Genomic DNA, 20,321 nt, shown 5'->3' with positions numbered 1-20,321 from the left:
AATAAGCTGGCATGTTCAGGGAATGGATTCTGGCAACAATGGAATCGGACACGCTTCAAAACTAAAGGCGGTGACAAACGGATGATGAAGAAAAGATCGGCGCTACTGCTTGTCATTGTGGGTCTCCTGGGTGGTAGTTTGCTAACCCTGGTACTGATGACTTACCCGGGAATAGCGAATCAGACCACAGCGGGCGAAGGTTTGCTGGCTAGTGTAACCGGCAATACACAGCAGAAGAACGATTTGAAAAAGATTGAAACTGCGATGGATTTGATCTCCAGCAACTATTATAAAGACGTGGATCAGACCAAATTGATTGACGGTGCGATCAACGGCATGATGGACTCGCTTGGTGATCCGTACTCCAACTATATGGGGCAGGAAACGGCTGCTCAGTTTGAAGAGTCGATCGAAGGTTCATTTACCGGTATTGGCGCAGAGGTATCCTCACAGGATGGAAACGTTGTTGTTGTTTCCCCGATCAAAGGATCCCCTGCCGAGAAAGCGGGTATTCGTGCAAAAGATATGATTATGTCAGTCAACGGCGAATCCCTGCAAGGTTTGGAACTGAACAAGGCGGTCAACAAAATCAGAGGTCCCAAGGGCAGTGAAGCGAAGGTACAGGTCAAACGTGCCGGATCTTCCGAGCTGATTGAATTTGTCATTGTACGGGATGACATTGATCTGGAGACCGTATATGCTCACATGGAGGATGGCGGAATTGGCGTTATTGCCATTACTCAATTCTCTTTGAATACGGGCGATCGCTTTAAGGAAGAATTGGCGAAGCTTGAGAAGCAGAACATGAAAGGTCTGGTCATCGACGTACGGAATGACCCAGGCGGTGTGTTGCAAGTTGTTATTGATATCGCTGAGCAGTTTGTTCCTAAAGGCAAGGTTATTGTGCAAGTTGAAGACAAGAACGGCAAAAAGGAACAAAGTAAGTCCAATGGATCAGCCAAAACTTATCCAGTCACAGTCTTGATGAACAAAGGTAGTGCGAGTGCTTCGGAGATTTTGGCCGGTGCATTACAACAGTCAGCAGATGCCAAGTTGATTGGTGAAAACTCCTTTGGTAAAGGAACCGTACAGACGAGTTATGACAAGCAGATGGGTGACGGCAGCTTGCTCAAGATCACCATTGCCAAGTGGCTCACTCCGAACGGAGACTGGATTCATGAAAAAGGAATCAAACCGGATATTGCGGTAGACCAACCGGATTATTTCTCGGTGGCACCGATTAACAAAGAGAAGTTACCACTGAAATATGACAGCAATAGCACGGATGTGAAAAGTGCGCAGACGATGCTGAGAGGACTCGATTTCAAACCGGATCGTGTGGACGGATACTACGACCAGAAGACGGAAGAAGCGGTCAAGGCATTCCAGAAGCAAAAAGGCATTCAGGCTACAGGCCAGATTGACGAGAAAACCGCTGAATCACTGGAAGCGGCTCTGATTGAACGTATTGCCAATCCTCAATATGATGCACAGCTGAAACGCGCGATCGAAAATGTCTCGAAGGATATTTCGTCCGCTGTGTCGAAGCCATAAAGAAGGCTGATTTTCAGCCTTCTTTTTTTCTGAACCGGCTGAAAGAGAGGGGTGACCGACCACAATGGAATGGGTATGGCCGTGGTTAACTACATTAGGGGAAGCTATGTTGCAGTTGTTTATTCAGCCGTTTTATTATATTGCGGTGATCCTGATTGCGCTGATCTATCATCGTCAGTTACTGCAGGAGCGTAAATTGTTTCATGTTCGGTTGCAAAGCTCAATAACACAGACGATTCGTGCGGTGCTCGGAGGCATACTCATCGGTACCATCGTCTCGATCGTGTCCCTATTTCTCGGTGCACATCTTACACTGGGAAGCCTGTTATGCATATGGGCTGCAACATTAATTCTATCCTTGTTTCGTATTCGGTATCTGTGTTTTGCCTACGCAGCCGGGTTACTGGGTGTGCTGCAATTTGGTTTGAATCTGGCTTCAGGCTGGCAGCCATCGGGTTGGATGGGCAGTATCACGGAGGCACTACGTACCCTGGACATGCCCGCACTGCTTGTTCTAGCGGCTCTTCTACATATGGGTGAAGCCTTGTTGGTACGTATGCAGGGGGTATCGATGGCATCACCACTTCTCTTCGAGGGAAAACGCGGGAAACTGGTTGGAGGATATCAACTGCAACAGTTCTGGGCTATTCCTCTACTGATTCTTGTTCCAGTCACAGGAGGTGGCGCGGAGCTGGCATGGAATCCACTGATGAATGCAGGTCATAGTTACATGCTGGTTGCGTTGCCGATTATGCTCGGATTTGGTGAGATAACGCAGAGTATGCTTCCGGGACAAAAGGTGCAGATCTCATCAAAACGGTTGATGATATATGGGGCAACTTTGCTTGTGTTCAGTTTGCTTGCTGCATGGTGGTCTCCACTCATGGTGGTTGCTGCGCTAATCGCATTTATTGGACATGAATTTCTGGTATGGTATAGCGCGTTTGAAGAGCAAAACCGCAGTCCGGTATTTGTCCATCCGCAGCATGGATTGAAGGTACTGGCTGTTATTCCGGAGAGTCCTGCTGCAGATTTGGGGATTGAAGCCGGAGAGACGTTGTACAAGGTGAATGGTAAGTTGGTTCATTCGCCGGAAGAGTTGCATCGTGCTCTGCGGATGAACCCGGCTTTTTGCAAACTTGAGGTGCGCAATCACCAGGGAGAAAGCAAGTTCATGCAACGAGCGATCTATGAAGGCGAGCATCATCAGCTTGGGGTCATTATGGCACCGGACAATCACGAGGTCTGGGCGATTCGTTTACGTCCACTGACGCTGTTCCATGTCATTAATCTCAAATTGTTTGCCCGTCTGAAAAAACCACAAAGGGACGAAGCTCCATTGGCGTTACCGCCAGCCCCAGTTACCAGTGACAAAGGGTCTATTGAGATGTAACTAGCATACGTGATGAAGTATGTTTGCATAAATCAAGCAATGAAAAAAGGTATTTCCGAGCGCCGTCACAGGCAAGGGAAATACCTTTTTTGTTATTGTTTTAACATAAAGATGGCGATTTGAGTCCGATCACGCAAGCACAACTTACCCAGAATATCCGTGACATAGTTTTTGACGGTGCCTTCACTGAGGAACAATTTGGCGGCAATTTCCTTATTGGATAAACCCTCCGATATGGCCTCGGCAACCGCCAGCTCCATACGTGTCAGTCCATAGGCTTCGATTGGATTTTGTGTCAGGGGAATTGCAGCAGGGCGAAGAAGGCCTGCCAATTTGCGGGCAATATCCGGATGGATCAACATATCGCCGTTATGTACGGTCTTGATGCCTTGAATGATTCGCTCAGGGGGCACATTTTTGAGCAAATAACCGCTTGCTCCATTCTGTAATGCCTGAATAATATACTCATCGTCGTCAAACGTAGTCAGCATGAGCACCAGGATTTCAGGAAAACGTGCCTTTATGCGTTTGGTACCTTCAACTCCGTCACATTCCGGCATCCGAATATCCATTAAAACCACGTCCGCAGGCGTTCCTGCTTCAAGCAATTCCAACGCTTCCTGGCCGTTTGAGGCCGTGCCTGTAACACGAATGCCAGACTCGAGTCCGAGCAGCACTTTAAGGCTCTCACGAATGAAATAGTCATCATCGGCGAGAATCAGCCGAATAAGTGGGGGCTGGCCTGAATCATTCTTGTTGTTCACATCATTCCGTTCGGACATGAGAACATTCACTTCCTTTTTTCAGAGTATATCCATCTGGTTTGTTATTGGAATGCGTGTAATCACTGTATACGGATAAGCCGATTGAATCTCCAAGGCTCCTCCCACCATTTGTGTGCGCAGAAGCATGCCTTCCTGTCCTATGCCGTTTCGCTTGGAAGAATGAGGATTGATTTTGCCATCATTACTTACGCTCATACACACTTCCTGATCCCCGAATACCAACTCCACTGTGATCGAAGAAGCATTACCGTGTCGGAGGGCATTGGTCAGGGCTTCTTTGGCATTTTTGTATAAAACAATCTGTATGCTGGGATACAGCACATGAGATGGGCCATGAACTTCATAATTTGTCTTCACGCCGGTATCTCTACCGACTTCCTCTAGGAGACGATCCAGGTCGTAGGCTTTGGATGCATGGGAATTAGGTTGCAGTTTGTGCAGTGTGCTGCGCATATCATCCATACTATCGGCCAATTGATCGCGAATCTGTCGCACCATTTCCGTTCCTTGTTCCCTATCTCGGGGGAGGGTCAGCAGGGCGGCTTCCGACATCATTTTGGTGCGAATCAGTCGATGCCCGATATCGTCATGAAGCTGTCTGGAGATACGGGTACGTTCCTCTGCCTGAGCGACTCCTTCAAGTTGCTTTGCGAATAGTAGTAGTTGCGCACGTGCTTCCTGTAGCTCGTAATGTTTGCTGCGAAGCTCGTCATAGACTTGTTCCAGTTGTCCGCGGCTGCTCGCCGTTCTTGATCCCTGCCAGGACAGAGCCGCTGTGATGAGCAGAAGCAGGTTGCCAAGAACCATCGCAGTTGTCTCTGTGGAGAGTAATGTAGTGGCGGTTGTATTTAGTGTGGTTAACCCTGGCTGTGATGCCTGTGGGACAGAATAATGCCAATGCAAAGCCATATTGTTAGCGACAAGCTGAATTGCAAACATCAACCATCTCCGACTTCCCTCCAGTCTGTATATATACACGTAGAGCACGGATAGAGAGAGGAATAGCAGGAATGGTCCATACGAAGCAATCAGCCAGCAGCCCCAGAGTATTTCGGCCAGAAGCAACAGCCACTGCTGTGTACTTGAACGGTTAAAATCTTTCCACACGGAGAGTCCAAGCGCGATGATGATATACAGGGTGTAGACGGCTTCATTTTCCAAGGGGAGCATCAACAGGTACAGCACGGCTGGAACGAGAATTAATCCGTATTGCAGAAACCGCATCGGCATATGTAAGTGACATCCTTTATATAAAAAGTGGAGTAGAAAATCTCTTGGTAATGCGCCCTTGATTATACCATAAGCAGCATTCGATTCAGGAGATGACTTAAGTCACCTTCGATTCATGACCTTTTATACCTTCGCTACAGATTACGATCCGTTACAATAAAATTATGAAATCCAGCGGCGAAGGCCGAAACGGAAAAGGGGCGTAAAAGGGATGGGCATACTTGAAGTAGATCATGTAGTAAAACGATACGGTAGCAAGCTGTCCGTGGATCATTTGAACCTAAGTGTTGGCAAAGGCGAGATTTTTGGATTGCTCGGTCCCAATGGAGCAGGAAAAAGTACGACCATCAGCATGATTGCAGGGCTCCTGAATATGGATCAGGGTGAAATCAGATTAGATGGGATATCGGTCAAGGAGCGACCGCTAGAAGTAAAGCGCAAGATCGGACTGGTTCCACAGGATCTGGCTTTATACGAAACGATGTCTGCTGCGGAGAATGTGACCTTTTTTGCCAGACTGTATGGACTGCGTGGAAAATTGCTTAAGGAAAGAGTGCAGGAGTCTCTTGAATTTGTAGGGTTGCAGGATAAAGCAAAGGATGCCCCCTCGACCTTCTCTGGCGGTATGAAACGCAGGTTAAACATCGCATGTGCAATTACACATCGCCCGGATCTCATTATCATGGATGAACCGACAGTTGGCATTGATCCGCAATCTCGAAATCATATTCTTGAATCGGTACGCACACTTAACAAGATGGGTTCAACGATCATATATACAAGTCATTACATGGAGGAAGTGGCGGCGATTAGTCACCGGGTTGCGATTATGGATCAGGGGCGAATTATTGCCTGTGGGACTGAAGCAGAGCTGAGAGAACGGGTAGCATCGGAGGAAAAAGTAGTGCTTTCCACTTCCGGTATCGGTCCCGACGTCGTGGAAGAACTGAAACTTCACCCCCGTGTGCGGATGGTAGACGTTTCAGAGAATACACTGACCATTACGCTGCCTTCGGCACAGCAGGATCTGCAGGATCTGCTCTTCATTTGCAGCAAACATGAAGTATCCATTCAGTCGCTCAAGGTTGAAGAGCCGGATCTGGAAACGTTGTTCCTCAATCTGACCGGGCGTACGCTTCGGGACTAGGGGGGAGCAAGAGATGAATATATGGCATATTTGCATCTTTGAATTAAGGCGTATTCTTAAGATTCGATCTGTGGTGTTAAACTTGTTTATTTTACCGTTGTTACTGATTTTTATATTGGGCACGGCACTTTCCAGTACGATGGGTACGGCGGAGGATGTTATTCCGGATACTGTACGTGTGGGAATTATCCATTTGAATACTGAATCTGGTGGAGGATCAAGTACGGTTAATCAAGCGATGGATACATTTGTTAAATCCCCGGAAGTGGCTGAGATGGTCAAGGTGCAGAACTTTACGACTGAAGAAGAGGCCGTTCATTCGCTGCGTACCGGCAAGCTGGACTTTGCTGTAATGATTCCTTCGGATTTTGAGCAAAACGTGATGATGGGGAAAGAGGCCAGGTTACAGTGGATACGAGGAAAGGACAACACACTTAATACCTTGGGTGAAACTTTGTTCACACGTTTTACGGATGAATGGAACCGACAGATGGCGATTACCAAAGTGTTCGGTCCGGAAGTAATTGCTGCCATGGCCTCTGCTTCGGAGTCCGGTGCGGCGAATTCCACCTCCATTGCTGTCACTAATCCAGGTAAGACAGGTACGGCGTATAGTGCCTCCCAATACTATGCAGCTTCCATGCTGGCGATGTTCATGTTGTACTCAGGCATGACAACCAGTACCAGCCTTTTTGGAGAGCGTGATAACAAAACGTTAATTCGCCTTCAGGCTGCGCCGATAGGTAACGGAGTTATTTTCGCCGGCAAAATTGCAGGCAATAGTCTGCTCGCTTTTTTACAGGCAACAACGATCATACTTATGACATATTGGTTCTACGGTGTGGATTGGGGAACCCATCCTTGGTATATTGTGCTGACTTGTGTATGTATCACAATGGCCTCCATGACCCTTGGTGTAATCGTCGCACTGGTATGCAAAAGCACAGCATCGGCCAGTGCAACCATCCAAGGTATCATAGTTGCCATGACATTCATTAGCGGTGGGTTCACGCCCATTCCGATTGATTTTGTACAGCGGCTTAGCGAATTTACGGTTAACCACTGGGCGCTCCAGAGTTTTCTGAGAATGATGCTGGATGCACCTGTACGAGAGATTGTATATAACATTCTAATGTTAGGCGTGGTCTGCGCTGTATTACTGTTCATCTCAGGATTGATCTATAGAAAGGCAGGATACCGATATGAATAGTCTACACATCGCCTGGTTGATGATTAGACGTACACTTGGCCGTAAAATGGGCTTCATTACGTTTCTGCTTCTGCCTTGCCTGGTGATTACAGGAGCAGTTGCTCTTTTTGGAAGCGAGCAGAGTACACGTACTGTTATTCCCTATGTGAATGAGGATGGAGGGGTGGCAGGGACATGGATGATTCATGAACTTGCTGACAAGGAGGAGTATCTGCTCAAACCGATGACAAACGAAGCAGAAGTGAAGGAAGCCATCGCTCAGCAAAAAGGAAGTTCGGGCATCATCATTCCGGCACATTATACGGAGGATCTGTTACAAGGAAAGCCAACCGAAATTCAATTGGTGGAACTGCGTATAAGTGAAAGTTCCTATACCCTACGAGCAGCAGTTGAAGGTTTGACGAGCGGATTGTTACAATCTGCTTCAGCTGTTAAGGTGGCAACAGGTCCTGTCTCAAGTGAGACAGATATACTATCGAGTACACTGAAGCCATTTGAACAGCTTTTACAGGAGATAGGAAAACATCAGGTTGCTGGTGAAGTCACCGATCTGCAGATCTATCCCAAACCAGGCCTGAACAATGTGACTGGATTTACGATTATGTTTATGATGGGGCTGTTGACCAGTGCAGTGGCTGTGATAATGGAAGATCGCAGGAAACGTACGATGGCCAGAGTATACACGGCACCCGTCCGTGCATATGAGATTGCGCTTGGTAATTTCCTGGGCAGCTTTGTCATTGGTATGATTCAGATTGTTCTCGTTTTGGGAGTCAGCAGGTGGCTGCTGCATTATGATGCCGGCATTCCTTTTGGCATTCATTTCATCATCTTGGCCGCTTTCATGCTGGTCTCCATGGGGATCGCAAGTACCGTGGCAGGATTAATCCGTAATCCCAAAAATGCGAATATGTTGAATTCACTTGTCATTATGCCAACCTGCATGATAGGTGGTTGTTTCTGGCCGATCTCGTTGATGCCGGATTATATGCAGAAGCTCGCTAACTTTGTTCCACAGAAATGGGCGATTCAGGCGGTGGGGACGATCTCTGCTGGCGGTACATTGTCGGATATCACATTGCCGTTATTGATTTTGTTTGGCATGGCTGCCATTTTGCTGACTGTAGGCTCTGCGATTCTACGCCCTAGCCAGCCAGGGGTAGAGGCATAAGGTAATACGACATAAAAGAAAGCACGCTCTGCTGAATTGAATTCAGTTAGAGCGTGCTTTCTTTGCATAAGGAATGTTGCATTATGTGAGATATGGATGATTAAGGCTGGAGCTGACGCAGGACCGTTATTTCGACCCGACGGTTCTTTTGTCTTCCCGCGGCTGTGGTGTTGTCACCCGTTGGGCGAGTATCCGCATATCCGGCATACTGGAAGCTGTCCGGGTTAAGCTTCTCAGTATCCAGAAAGAATCGCAATACAGACAGTGCACGTTCTCCTGAAAGCTGCCAGTTATCGGTATAGGCGGAGTTAGCTCCCACAGGAACATTATCGGTGTGACCCTCAATGCTGACAACGGTATTCAGATCGCGGAACAGGCTGGCAAGTTTACTGAGCGTTGGCGCTGCACCGTCCTTTAGAGCGGCCTGTCCCTGGTCAAACAGGAAGCGGTCACTAAGTGTAATGGACAGGCCCTGTGGCTTGTCAGCAACAAAAATCTGATTTTCCAGTTTATTATCCTCGATATATTGGGTAATCACATTGAACAGATTTTGCAATTCCTGCTCCTGTGATCTGAACTGTTCTTCCCGTTCTGTGAGGGGTTTGTTGTCATCATCTGGTGTTGCAGTTTCTTCACCTTTTGAAGGGTCTTCACCCTGCACCTCGGATGGCGGAGTCTCTGTAATCGTCTGTCCGGGCTTCTCACCGAGTCCCTCACCAAGCTCAAGGATAGAGTCGGACGCATTGAATGTATTTTGTAACGATTGAGTAACGACGTCATATTTACCTGAATCCAGATTGCTCATGGCATACATGATGACAAAAAAGATCAAAAGCAGAGTTATGAGATCGGCATAAGTAATCATCCAGCGATCCCGATGATCGATAGTTTCACGTTTTCCGCGCCGTTTACTGCGCCGACTCATCCAATCCCTCCTTTGCTAGGGGGCGTATATGCTGACGATGCGTGAGGGTGAAGGACTCCAGTCTTTTGCGTACAAGCTGGGGATTCTCACCGTTCTGAATGGCAAGTACACCTTCGAGAAGCATTTCCATGGTCTGCACTTCATCGGCACCTCTGGATTTGATCTTGGAGGCAATGGGCAAAAAGATAAGATTGGCACTGGCGACCCCGTACAGGGTTGCGGTAAAGGCAACAGCAATGGCAGGTCCGAGTCCGGTGGGATCGGTCAAACTGCCAAGTACCTGAATAAGTCCCATCACGGTTCCGATGATCCCCATGGTTGGGGCGTAACCACCAGCGGATTCGAATATTTTGGCATAACCCTCATGTTTTTGTTCAATCGAGTCAATCTCCATCTCCAGGATCTGGCGAACCACATCCTGATCGGTACCATCAACAACCATCTGAATACCATCTTGCAAAAATGGATGCGGATGATCCATAACCTTGCGTTCCAATGCAAGTACACCTGAGCGGCGTGCAATTGAAGACATCTCCACCAGTTCTTCGACCCATAAGCCTGATTCATTGTTGTTACGTCCAAAAGCCATACGCAGGGCAGCTGGAATCGTACGAAGGCGATGCGCCGGGAAACTGGCAACTACAGCAGCAATCGTTCCACCGAATACAATTAAAGCAGCCGTTTTTTGCAGGAGACCGGACAATTGGCCGCCTTCCCACAAAAAACCGCTAATGACTGCGGCAATTCCGGCAATAATACCGATAAGTGTCGCAATATCCATAAATTAACCCACTCCTATCTTCATTTCACGTTTGCATCACTAAAACGAACGAGGTATAATTAAACGGGAACAAATATTCCTATTACTATAAGTTTTCCCATGTGAAAATTCGGGGAACTTCGACAATATATAGTGACTATTATTTTAGACGATAGGGTGAGATACGGCAATGAGCGATATTATAATGAGCGACAAAACGTTCGAAATCGAGTCAGAGTTTTCTCCCCAAGGTGATCAGCCTGCTGCCATTAAAGAATTGGTGAAGGGTGTTCAGGAGGGGAAAAGGTACCAGACACTGCTGGGTGCAACGGGTACGGGTAAGACGTTTACGATAGCCCAGACGATAGCCCAACTGCAACGTCCGACGCTGATTATTGCACACAACAAAACGTTGGCAGCGCAGCTTGCAAGTGAGTTCAAAGATTTTTTTCCTAATAACATGGTTGAGTATTTCGTCAGTTATTACGATTATTTTCAGCCAGAAGCATATATCCCGTCCTCCGATACGTATATCGAGAAGGATTCAAGTATTAATGAAGAGATCGACAAACTGCGGCACGCAGCGACAAGTTCGTTGTTTGAGCGCAGGGACGTCATCATTGTAGCGAGTGTTTCCTGCATTTATGGTTTGGGTTCACCGCACTCGTATTCAAGCATGTTGCTGTCACTCCGGGTAGGCATGGAGAAACCGCGCAATCAGATTTTGTCTCGTCTGGTAGAGATCCAGTATCAGCGGAACGATATTAACTTTGTGCGGGGTACGTTCCGTGTTCGTGGGGATGTTGTTGAGATTTTCCCTGCTTCCAAGGGCGAACATGCAATTCGGGTTGAGTTGTTTGGTGATGAGATCGAGAAAATTACGGAGATTGATGTGTTAACCGGAGAACTGATTGGCGAACGTGAACATATTGCCATCTTCCCGGCGTCTCACTTCGTAACGCAAGAAGAGACGATGAAGGTTGCGCTGGTGAACATTGAGCGTGAACTGGAGGAGCGTCTTGAAGTGTTGCGTGAACAGGGAAAACTGCTGGAGGCTCAGCGACTGGAGCAACGCACACGGTATGATATCGAGATGATGAAGGAAGTTGGATTCTGTTCGGGGATTGAGAACTATTCCGGTCCGCTGACTTTCCGCGAACGCGGCGATACCCCATACACACTGATGGATTACTTCCCGGATGACATGTTGATTGTGGTCGATGAGTCTCACGTGACTCTGCCACAGATCCGTGCGATGTACAATGGTGACCAGGCGCGGAAGACGGTATTGGTTGAACATGGTTTCCGACTGCCGTCAGCATTGGATAATCGTCCACTCAAATTCGATGAATTCGAAGGCAAGATGGATCAGATCATCTATGTATCGGCCACACCAGGCCCGTATGAGATCGAGCATACCGATACGATGGTGCAACAGATTATTCGTCCAACCGGACTGCTTGATCCAATCATTGAACTGCGTCCAACCAAGGGGCAGATTGATGACTTGATCGGTGAGATTAATGACCGGATTGCCAAAGACGAGCGTGTGTTGATTACAACATTAACGAAGAAGATGTCCGAGGACCTGACAGATTATCTGAAGGAAGTTGGAATCAAGGTTCGTTATCTGCACTCCGAGATCAAAACATTGGAACGGATGGCGATTTTACGTGATTTAAGGTTGGGCGTGTTCCATGTCCTGATCGGAATTAACTTGCTCCGGGAAGGTCTCGATCTGCCGGAAGTATCCCTCGTTGCTATATTGGATGCTGATAAGGAAGGATTCCTGCGTTCCGAACGCTCACTGATCCAAACGATTGGTCGTGCGGCACGGAACAGCGAGGGTCGCGTTATTCTATACGGTGACAAAGTGACGGATTCGATGGATAAAGCGATAAAGGAAACAGAACGTCGTCGCGCAATCCAGATCGAATACAACGAGAAACATGGAATTACACCACAGACGATTCGCAAAAAAGTGCGTGATGTGATTGAGGCAACCAAAGTTGCTGAATCCAAGAAAGACTATCTCACAGGCGCAGCCGAGAAGATGTCGAAGAAAGATCGCCAGGCGCTTATTCAGCGCCTAGAGGTAGAGATGAAAGATGCAGCCAAAAACCTGCAGTTTGAGCGTGCTGCCGAGCTTCGCGATGCGTTGCTGGAACTTCGCGCTGAATAAGATACAGCTCATTCATATGCTCCAGTAAAGATGGATCTGTAACAAGAGAACGGCCAATTGGCCGTTCTCTTGTTGAGTAAGGAAATCGTTGATATCTACCGATAATAAGAGATGTTGAAATCTTGAATTCGGGTCTATACTGATAGAAATGTTGAAATTGGTTAAAAGGTTTATAGGAAAGCAATTGGGAGTCGAGAGTGCCCCAGTGTTGACCTTGGAGCCGAGCCGAAGGCAATGGCGACCTGTCGCGACCAAGGCGAAGCCGAGAGCGTCCCGGTGTTGACCTCGGAGCCGAGCCAAAGGCAATGGCGACCTGCCGCGATCAAGGCGAAGCTGAGAGCGTCCCGCTCTTGACCTTGGAGCCGAGCCGAAGGCAATGGCGACCTTGTCGCGACCAAGGCGAAGCTGAGAGCGTCCCGGTGTTGACCTTGGAGCCGAGCCAAAGGCAATGGCGAACTTGCCGCGACCAAGGCGAAGCCGAGAGCGTCCCGGTGTTGACCTTGGAGCCGAGCCGAAGGCAATGGCGACCTTGTCGCGACCAAGGCGAAGCTGAGAGCGTCCCGGTGTTGACTTGGAGCCGAGCCGAAGGCAATGGCGACCTTGTCGCGACCAAGGCGAAGCTGAGAGCGCACCCTCGCAGTAGAGCGGTCGTATAAGGTTCCGGCAATGAGCCGGAACCTTATACGGAGCCGCGGGCACACGACCACCCTTCACATAGCAAGACCCGACCCCTCACCGTTGCACCGCTTGTTTCGGGTGTCCAGAGGGCTGCGCCCTCTGGGGCCCTCCCTTGGAAGGGAGGGTTTGGGAGGGATCGAAAAGCCTTTATAAAGGTTTGGATTAACACACTGAGAGGATGAATACTATTGGCGAGCGATAACATTGTCATTAAAGGCGCACGAGCGCATAACCTGAAAAATATCGACATTACCATCCCGCGTGACCGCTTTGTTGTATTGACCGGTCTGAGTGGCTCAGGCAAGTCCTCGCTGGCTTTTGACACGATCTATGCCGAAGGACAGCGGCGTTATGTAGAATCATTGTCAGCTTACGCAAGGCAGTTTCTGGGACAGATGGAGAAACCGGATGTGGATTCCATCGAAGGATTATCTCCTGCCATTTCAATAGATCAGAAAACAACAAGCCGTAACCCCCGTTCCACGGTTGGAACTGTGACCGAAATCTATGATTATCTGCGTCTGTTATTTGCACGTGTGGGCCATCCGCATTGTCCGGACCATGGGGTGGAAATTAGCTCCCAAACCGTAGAACAAATGGTTGACCGCATTATGCAATATCCAGAGCGTACCCGTTTGCAGATTTTGGCACCCATTATCTCGGGCCGTAAGGGCGAGCATAAAAGTGTATTTGCTGATGTGTCCAAACAGGGCTTTGTCCGTGTGCGGGTGAACGGGGAACTGCGTGACCTGTCAGAAGATATTCAATTGGAGAAAAACAAAAAGCATACCATTGAAGTCGTTGTTGACCGGATCGTTGTTAAAGATGATGTACAGGCGCGTCTGGCGGACTCCATTGAAACAGCACTTAATTTGTCCGGAGGACAACTACTTGTGGACATTATGGGTGAAGAAGAACTGCGCTTCAGTTCCAACTTTGCCTGCCCGGTTTGCGGATTCAGTATTGAAGAGCTTGCACCACGGATGTTCTCATTTAACAGTCCTTTCGGGGCTTGCCCGGATTGTGATGGGTTAGGTGTGAAAATGATCGTTGACCCTGATCTGCTCGTACCGGATCGCAGCAAGACGATAGAAGATGGTGCTTTTGATGCTTGGACAGGTGGAACGTCCACCTATTATCCGCAGTTCCTGAAGTCAGTATGTGAACACTTCAACATTCCGCAGAATGTACCTGTCGAAGATCTGCCAGCTGAGCAGATGAACAAGTTGTTGCAGGGTACAGGTACGGAGAAAATCCGTTTCCGCTATGAGAATGATTTTGGACAACGGAAGGAAGCACTGGTTACCTTCGAAGGTATCGTGAATAACCTGGAGCGTAGATATCGTGATACAGCATCTGAAGGTATCCGTGAATTTATTGAAGGTTACATGAGTGCGAAGCCTTGCGGTACATGTAAAGGTCAACGTCTGAAACGCGAGAGTCTTGCGGTTACGATTAATGATCACAACATGGCCTATGTGACTAGTTTGTCCATTGGTGAAGCTGGCCGATTCTTCGATTCATTGGAATTGACGGAGAAGGAGCAGACGATTGCCAAACTGATTTTGAAAGAAATCAACAGTCGTCTCGGCTTCCTGGTGAATGTTGGTCTGGATTATCTTACACTGAGTCGTGCTGCCGGAACATTGTCCGGTGGGGAAGCTCAGCGGATCAGACTGGCTACACAGATTGGTTCCAGCCTGATGGGTGTGCTGTATATTCTCGATGAGCCAAGTATTGGCTTGCATCAACGGGATAATGACCGTCTGATCTCAACACTTGCGCATATGCGCGACATTGGTAACACCTTGATCGTGGTTGAACATGATGAGGATACGATGATGGCTGCCGACTATATTATTGATATTGGCCCAGGTGCAGGTATCCACGGAGGTACCATCATGTCACAGGGTACACCGGAGGAGATCATGAACGATGAGAACTCCTTAACTGGTCAATATCTGAGTGGACGCAAATTCATTCCGATTCGTACAGAACGTAGAAGTGTAGGAGACCGTTGGTTGGAAGTACGTGGAGCCAAAGAAAATAACCTGAAGAATCTGAACGTGAAGATTCCAGTGGGCGTATTTACTGCGGTAACGGGCGTGTCCGGCTCAGGTAAATCCACATTGATTAATGAGATTCTCTACAAAACGCTGGCACGTGATCTGAACCGTGCTCGGGTGCGCCCGGGTCAACATAAAGAGATTCGTGGTTTGGAGCATATCGATAAAGTTATCGATATTGATCAGTCGCCAATCGGGCGGACACCACGTTCCAACCCGGCTACGTATACAGGTGTCTTTGATGATATCCGGGATCTGTTTGCTCAGACGAATGAAGCCAAAGTACGTGGATATAAGAAAGGCCGGTTCAGCTTTAATATCAAAGGTGGACGTTGTGAAGCCTGCCGTGGAGACGGCATTATCAAGATTGAGATGCACTTCTTGCCGGACGTTTATGTTCCTTGTGAAGTCTGCAAAGGCAAACGATACAATCGGGAAACGCTTGAAGTGAAATATAAAAACAGAAATATTTCCGATGTACTGGAAATGACGGTTGAAGATGCAACCCAATTCTTCGAGAACATTCCGAAGATCCATCGCAAAATGCAGACACTGATGGATGTGGGTCTGGGTTATATCAATCTGGGGCAACCTGCAACCACATTATCTGGTGGTGAAGCCCAGCGTGTGAAGCTTGCTTCCGAGCTGTATCGCCGCAGTACCGGGAAAACCATCTATATCCTCGATGAGCCGACTACGGGTTTGCATGTCGATGATATCGACCGTTTGCTGAATGTATTACACCGTCTGGTTGATTCCGGGGAATCAGTCTTGGTGATTGAGCATAACCTGGATGTGATCAAAACGGCAGACTATGTTGTTGATCTGGGTCCAGAAGGCGGTAGCGGTGGAGGAACCATTGTTGCAACTGGAACACCTGAGGATATCGTTAAAGTGGAAGCTTCTTATACCGGCAAGTACTTGAAGCCAGTTCTGGAGCGGGATACCGAGCGGAGTAAGGCGCTGCAATTGGTGGACTAAGGTCCTCTAACCAGTAGTTATATCAATATGAAGTGGCAGTATTGGCCCTTCTTTTCGAAAAGGTAAAGACGTTGGATTACGATCTAATGTGCTCTGCTTCCGAGAAGAAGGGCTTTCATTATGAATTATGCACAGTGTTTCCCTCGAACTATGGTTATTTCGTGAAAGTGTTTACATATGCTTTGCGACGAGCATTACAGGAATATTCGGCCAAATTGGCTTTTTTTCATTTTTATGGATGATAGGGCTTGCATTACAAGCAGGGTACAGATAACATAGAGGAAGATATTAGGGTATGCGTTAGCTGTTCAACTATGGTAAGGAGGTCTGTCTATCCATGCTGTTTGCAGAAGCTGCCACGGCGAGTACATCGAATTTTAATGCATTTGATATTTTTGTCATCTTATTTACGATCCTGATTTTCATCGGAGTTGTTCGGCTTCTTCGGGCACCGAAGAAAAATCTGTTTGCGATCGGATTTGCAGTAGTCAGCCTACTGGTATTTCTGATGACAGACTATGCGATGATAACGGGTTGGTTTGCTCAGTAGGAATGCCCCTGAAGTGAATGGAATTTAAGCCAAAAGAGTATGGAGGAACACTTTCCACGGGAGACATGGAGGGTGTTTTTTTCGTTTATATCGAGCGATGGAACAAGATTATACCTTCTCTACTAAAATAGGACTTAAAACAATTGTATATCCAGATTCTGTATGATACATTGAGGGATACCGGAATTGCAGATGAGAGAAAAAGAGAATAGATTCAGCGATGAATCCGATGTCGAGTCGCGCAAGAAGGATGTATAGAGAGGGTCAGGTGAGAATATGAGCGTGTTGGGTAAAAAGGGGATAGCCATACTGATGGCTGCTGTACTCTCGATTAGTGTAGCGGCAACGGCCGGTGCAGCTGAATCCAAAGCGGCGATGCAAGCGAAAGTGGTAGACGGTCAAGTCTATGTGAACACCAAGGATCTGCTCAAGGCAGTTGGTGGAAGTGGACAATATGATGCCAAATCCGGAACGTACACGTACAAGGGAAGTGAAGCCATTCCCAAAGTGATCGAAAAGGTATCTCCTTCGGTCGTAGGCATTATTGGGAAATCTACCGAAGTGCAGGACGGTGCAACATCAGACGATCGATATAATCTTGCACATGGTACAGGTGTCATTATCCGGTCCAATGGATGGATTGTAACAAATGCTCACGTGGTAGATGGATTAATAAACCCTGTGGTCGTAACGACGGATGGCAATACATACAAAATTACGAAAACATACAGTGATGCACTAAGTGATCTGGCGCTAATCAAAATCAATGCCAAATCACTCAAACCGGCGAGCTTTGCCAAAGCTTCACAAACCACTGTTGGAGAAACGGTGATTGCCTTGGGTACGCCGATTTCCTTTTCTTTGCGCAACTCGGCAACGGTAGGGGTAATTAGCGGCTTGAATCGTGGTGTTGAGGCGACCTACCGGTTGATTCAGACCGACACGGCGATTAACCCAGGAAATAGCGGAGGACCGCTGGTCAACCTGAAGGGTGAAGTGGTTGGTATCAACTCGATGAAATTTTCTGCGGTAGGCGTAGAGAGTTTGGGATTTTCGATTCCAGTGGATACCGTTCAATATATCATCGATCAGTTTTTTAAATATGGAAAAATAAAACGTGCAAGTCTGGGGCTACAGCTGGAAGAAAGCTGGTCTGCGATTGTGGGCCTGCCTACAGATGATCCCTTAACGATTACGGGCGTACTGTCTCCTGAAGCCAAGAAAGCCAAAATCAAAGAGGGCGATGTCCTTTACAGTGTCGCGGGCACACGTGTCTCTTCAGTAGTGGATATCAATGAGTTGCTCAAAAAGTATCTGCCTGGGCAAAAGGTAAAGCTGTTGATGCAATCGGATGGCGATATCGTCACCCGCACGTTGGTGCTTGCTGATCGCGCAGACATCGTAGACGAGGAAGATGAAGCGTTCCTTGCAGATGAAGAACAATAAAGCCCGGCGATCAGCCCGGATGGAGAGAGGACGAAAGAACGGAATGAAAAAGTCATGGATACGTGTGCTAAGCACAGGTGTATTAACCGGGATGCTGACCATTGGAGCGGCATTGCCTGTATGGGCATCTGATCTGACGACAAGTGAACTACGGGTCAAAGCGGGGAGCACGAGCGCCTACATTAACGGCGATAAGCAGGCCATAGCCAAACCTTACAAGTTTAAGGGTGTCACGATGGTGCCTGTTGGAGTGTTCAAGAAAGCATTTGGCAGTGAGATCCGGCTGGAGAAAAATGATGTTGTCAAAATCAAGGAAGGTCCACACACGGTTACCCTAACGATTGGCAGTTCAATTGCCTGGGTGGATGGTGTAAAACATGAGATGGGTGCCGCTCCCAAAATGGTGAATGGCGTACTTATGGTCCCACTTCGTCCGGTTGCTGCCGGTATCGGAGCGACACTAGCTCCAACCAGTTCCGGAGAGATGGTCATTCGTCTGTTGCAAATCGATGATTCGGTGGATGAAGAGGATGGCCTTCATCCGGATGAAGGCAAAACCAGAATTGGCAACAGTTTTTACGGTTGGTCCATTAACTACCCGGCAGATCTTATAGTTTTCCAGACCGGTGAGCAGGAGCGTATGATGACTTTCGGCGCTGCGGACAACAGTTATTATCTTGAAGTGTATGTCAGCGATCAGGATGTGGCTCTGGATGCGGATGATTTGTTGCAGCAACTTGTCCAGGAGGCCAAACAATCGGGAGATACGGTGCTGGATCGTGAAGCGGTGTCGAAAGGCAAAACACCTTATGCACGCATTATCGTGAAGGATGTAGACGGCATGTTATGGGAGATGCGTCAGTATCTGAGCGAAGGTCGTCAATATGATGTGTATCTCGCGGATTACGAAGCCTTGAATTATAAAGATCTGGGCAAACGTGCAGCGCTACTCAATTCATTCCAGCCAACCTATGCGGAATCGGATCGAACGATCAAGGATCTGTCCACCGTAGATAATGGCATGCGCTCCGCGTGGAACGATGACTATGGTATTGAATTGAAGATTCCTGCCGGCTGGTCGATGGATAACAATCAGATGATCTATGAAGCCAAGGATGGTGCATATCTGCAATGGCGTGTCACATCGGCGAAGGCAGGCACCACGGTAAAAGACTGGAGCGGCCAACTGGATAAGTGGATGCTCGAGACATTTACACCAGAGAGTTACGAGCCAATTGGCTCATACACGATGGATATCTCGGGAGAGACTGCCGAGGTGAATGAATTCCGTTATAACTTTGGCGGGGGCTGGCAGACCGAGTTTGATGTTCTTTTGCAGAAGAATGGGTATCGATATTATGCAGAGTATACGTTCCCTGAGAAGCAGATTGCAGATCGGGCATGGTTTGAACGGATTATGAAGAGTGTGGAGATTGATTTTGATACGGTTGCCGATAATTTCGGTCAGCTGGATGAAGATCCGTATTTGACAGACAAAACGAAGACACTTACACGTACGTCCAAACGTTATAAATACAGTGTAGATATTCCGCGTTACTGGACACCGTATAGTGATCGATTCGAATATTCACCTGTGGTGTACACCTTCACGGGCGGAGAATTCTCCATTGCGGCGAGCGAAGACAAGTCGATCGAGATGACGGTCAGCCAACTTAGAGAAGCTTATGCAGAAGCCACCAAAACCCGTAAGAACTTCAAGTTGCTTGGCAGTGAGGAGCTAACGTTTGCGGGTGTGCCTGCATTTTCCTTTACGTATCATGAACTGGACAAAGGCGTGCCATATGCGGGTCGGCAGATCGTCTTTGAAAAGGACGGAACAACCTATACGATCACAAGTGGGCTGAATGATGCCAACAAGACAGAAGTTCAGGCGGCTGCCTTGGAAAAAGCAGTGAACTCATTTACTTTTATTAAATAATATTAGCGGAGCCGGAGGGTCAAAAGACCTTTCGGTTTTTTTCGTTGTACTGGAAATGAAAATGGTAAACGGTTTTTTCAGGAAAACGTAGAAGAGTCGGTGCAGAAGTGGTACACTATACTAGTTCAGGAGTTATGACTGCTGATCTGATGAATAGGAATGACTGTAAGCTTGGAGTTCAGGCAATACAGACATAATAGATAGATATTGTAATACCGTGACAATGCAGGTGTACCCGATAAGGTGCAGTCTTAGGCTTGGTATGTTCAGGCGTTTAAGGATATAGGGATGAAATCCGGCGAAT

14 protein-coding genes are annotated in these 20,321 nt (G+C 47.8%); 10 read left to right on the top strand and 4 right to left on the bottom strand.

Annotated elements, in window-relative coordinates; translation table 11 throughout:
• The first annotated feature begins 81 nt into the window (after positions 1 to 81).
• On the top strand, positions 82 to 1,554 hold the full coding sequence (locus tag MKY66_RS26975) for a S41 family peptidase (RefSeq protein ID WP_076209845.1): 1,473 nt from the start codon (positions 82 to 84) through the stop codon (positions 1,552 to 1,554).
• A gap of 64 nt (positions 1,555 to 1,618) precedes the next feature.
• On the top strand, positions 1,619 to 2,947 hold the full coding sequence (locus MKY66_RS26970; RefSeq protein WP_076209846.1) for a PDZ domain-containing protein: 1,329 nt from the start codon (positions 1,619 to 1,621) through the stop codon (positions 2,945 to 2,947).
• Between the two features lie 92 nt (positions 2,948 to 3,039).
• On the opposite strand, the gene MKY66_RS26965 is transcribed toward MKY66_RS26970, so the two are convergent.
• Both MKY66_RS26965 and MKY66_RS26960 read right to left on the bottom strand, forming a co-directional pair.
• Positions 3,040 to 3,729, bottom strand: a complete 690-nt coding sequence (locus MKY66_RS26965) for a response regulator transcription factor (RefSeq protein ID WP_076209847.1) — start codon at positions 3,727 to 3,729, stop codon at positions 3,040 to 3,042.
• Positions 3,730 to 3,750: 21 nt separating this feature from the next.
• On the bottom strand, positions 3,751 to 4,962 hold the full coding sequence (locus tag MKY66_RS26960; protein WP_076209848.1) for a sensor histidine kinase: 1,212 nt from the start codon (positions 4,960 to 4,962) through the stop codon (positions 3,751 to 3,753).
• Between the two features lie 211 nt (positions 4,963 to 5,173).
• On the opposite strand from MKY66_RS26960, the gene MKY66_RS26955 reads away from it, so the two are divergent.
• From MKY66_RS26955 to MKY66_RS26945, 3 genes are read left to right on the top strand one after another with little or no spacing between them, the layout of a single operon-like run.
• Positions 5,174 to 6,109, top strand: a complete 936-nt coding sequence (locus MKY66_RS26955) for an ABC transporter ATP-binding protein (protein WP_036667718.1) — start codon at positions 5,174 to 5,176, stop codon at positions 6,107 to 6,109.
• Positions 6,110 to 6,122: 13 nt separating this feature from the next.
• Complete coding sequence (locus tag MKY66_RS26950; RefSeq protein WP_076209849.1) at positions 6,123 to 7,319, top strand: ABC transporter permease; 1,197 nt, start codon at positions 6,123 to 6,125, stop codon at positions 7,317 to 7,319.
• Positions 7,312 to 8,490 (top strand): ABC transporter permease, encoded by a 1,179-nt coding sequence (locus MKY66_RS26945; protein ID WP_076209850.1) that lies wholly within the window; start codon positions 7,312 to 7,314, stop codon positions 8,488 to 8,490. Before MKY66_RS26950 ends, MKY66_RS26945 begins: the two co-directional genes overlap by 8 nt.
• Before the next feature lie 100 nt (positions 8,491 to 8,590).
• Here MKY66_RS26945 and MKY66_RS26940 read toward each other — a convergent pair whose 3' ends face one another.
• Positions 8,591 to 9,415: a flagellar motor protein MotB gene (locus tag MKY66_RS26940; RefSeq protein WP_076209851.1), complete on the bottom strand. Its 825-nt coding sequence runs from the start codon at positions 9,413 to 9,415 to the stop codon at positions 8,591 to 8,593.
• Positions 9,399 to 10,196, bottom strand: a complete 798-nt coding sequence (locus MKY66_RS26935) for a flagellar motor protein (RefSeq protein WP_062837042.1) — start codon at positions 10,194 to 10,196, stop codon at positions 9,399 to 9,401. The genes MKY66_RS26940 and MKY66_RS26935 overlap by 17 nt, the downstream gene beginning before the upstream one ends.
• Before the next feature lie 169 nt (positions 10,197 to 10,365).
• Here MKY66_RS26935 and uvrB point away from each other — a divergent pair, with 169 nt between their 5' ends.
• The 5 genes from uvrB to MKY66_RS26910 all read left to right on the top strand — a co-directional run bounded on the left by uvrB (position 10,366) and on the right by MKY66_RS26910 (position 20,017).
• The gene (uvrB, locus tag MKY66_RS26930; protein ID WP_076209852.1) at positions 10,366 to 12,357 is read left to right on the top strand and encodes an excinuclease ABC subunit UvrB; all 1,992 of its coding nucleotides are present in this window, start codon (positions 10,366 to 10,368) and stop codon (positions 12,355 to 12,357) included.
• Between the two features lie 866 nt (positions 12,358 to 13,223).
• The gene (gene uvrA / locus MKY66_RS26925; RefSeq protein WP_076209853.1) at positions 13,224 to 16,082 is read left to right on the top strand and encodes an excinuclease ABC subunit UvrA; all 2,859 of its coding nucleotides are present in this window, start codon (positions 13,224 to 13,226) and stop codon (positions 16,080 to 16,082) included.
• Between the two features lie 337 nt (positions 16,083 to 16,419).
• The gene (locus MKY66_RS26920; protein ID WP_017692026.1) at positions 16,420 to 16,632 is read left to right on the top strand and encodes a hypothetical protein; all 213 of its coding nucleotides are present in this window, start codon (positions 16,420 to 16,422) and stop codon (positions 16,630 to 16,632) included.
• Positions 16,633 to 16,908: 276 nt separating this feature from the next.
• The gene (locus tag MKY66_RS26915) at positions 16,909 to 18,078 is read left to right on the top strand and encodes a trypsin-like peptidase domain-containing protein (RefSeq protein WP_083656971.1); all 1,170 of its coding nucleotides are present in this window, start codon (positions 16,909 to 16,911) and stop codon (positions 18,076 to 18,078) included.
• Positions 18,065 to 20,017: a stalk domain-containing protein gene (locus MKY66_RS26910; protein ID WP_339806409.1), complete on the top strand. Its 1,953-nt coding sequence runs from the start codon at positions 18,065 to 18,067 to the stop codon at positions 20,015 to 20,017. The genes MKY66_RS26915 and MKY66_RS26910 overlap by 14 nt, the downstream gene beginning before the upstream one ends.
• Positions 20,018 to 20,321: the final 304 nt, after the last annotated feature.

This window comes from Paenibacillus sp. FSL R5-0766 (genome assembly GCF_037971845.1).
In the GTDB taxonomy this organism is placed as follows: Bacteria; Bacillota; Bacilli; order Paenibacillales; family Paenibacillaceae; genus Paenibacillus.
The sequence above is the reverse complement of the archived record's forward strand: the minus strand, read 5'-3'. Positions and strand labels throughout refer to the sequence as shown.